This is a genomic window from Pseudomonas psychrophila, assembly GCF_001043005.1.
Classification (GTDB): Bacteria; Pseudomonadota; Gammaproteobacteria; order Pseudomonadales; family Pseudomonadaceae; genus Aquipseudomonas; species Aquipseudomonas psychrophila.
Genome location: NZ_JYKZ01000036.1, coordinates 1 through 887 on the forward strand (window position 1 = coordinate 1; position 887 = coordinate 887).

2 protein-coding genes are annotated in these 887 nt (G+C 58.6%); one reads left to right on the top strand and one right to left on the bottom strand.

Features of this window, described 5'->3' with window-relative positions:
* Positions 1-179 (top strand): Hpt domain-containing protein (locus TU76_RS25940; protein WP_162207971.1); only part of this gene is annotated, 179 nt, incomplete at its 5' end.
* Positions 180-222: 43 nt separating this feature from the next.
* On the opposite strand, the gene TU76_RS23890 is transcribed toward TU76_RS25940, so the two are convergent.
* Positions 223-887, bottom strand: a 665-nt coding sequence (locus TU76_RS23890; RefSeq protein WP_204369341.1) for an MrpH family fimbial adhesin, incomplete at its 5' end; no start/stop codon positions are given.

The following is an 887-nucleotide window of genomic DNA, read 5'->3' on the forward strand; positions in this document are numbered from 1 at the left end:
TAGCGCACAAGGTAAAAAGTGGCGCACGAATGATCAAGGCCAGGCATCTGGCCCAGTGTTGCGAAGACCTTGAACAGGGTTGTCTGGCGCCTAACTGGAGACAGCTGGCCAAGCGGGTCGACGAACAGTACACGGCAATGGAGCAGGTGCTGGATGCGCTTGAGCGGCATCGAACATGAGGCCTGGCTCCGGGGCAAGCGGCCTGCCCCGGAGCCAGGCCGATCACATAAAACTCTGGATCAACACCACGGTTTTTGAGAAGCGTCCCGTTTGCGCACCCTTGTCGGTCAGCGTGGAAGCAATCCTCAGAACCGAGGTACCAGACGGCAGGTTGATCAGCTCGCCCGCCCTGACCCCGTTCACCGTAATCAGGCTGTCGATGCCGTTGCCAATGGCGAACGGGTTCCCTACAGACACCTGGTAACGGACCGCAGCGCTGCGCGCGCACGTTACCGCTCGAGTGGTCTCTTTTTTCACACCATTGATTGCTCCGAGCTTCAACGGTCCGTAATTCAGGATCACGGTTGCCCCGGAGACCGTACACTGATTGGCCGGGATCGTTCCCGGGACACACGAGACCGAGCCCGGAACCAACCCATAAAACCCCCTGCCGTAAGTGGACCATGCCCCGCACACCTCAGCGACCCATCCAGGCTGTACGGTGTAGGCATAACCATAGCTTCTCGTCACGCTTGTGCCGAACTTGTTCACCCAGGCTCTGATCGCCTGATCGAACGTAATACCGTTGCTCACCATGACATTGGTATCAACCCCGCCATTCGCCCAGCAATCACGGGTCCACGATACACAGCCCATGGGTGATATAGCGGGATAACCGGGGGTTAGCTTGGTGTAGGAAAGCGGCCCGAACAAACAACTGGCAGCGC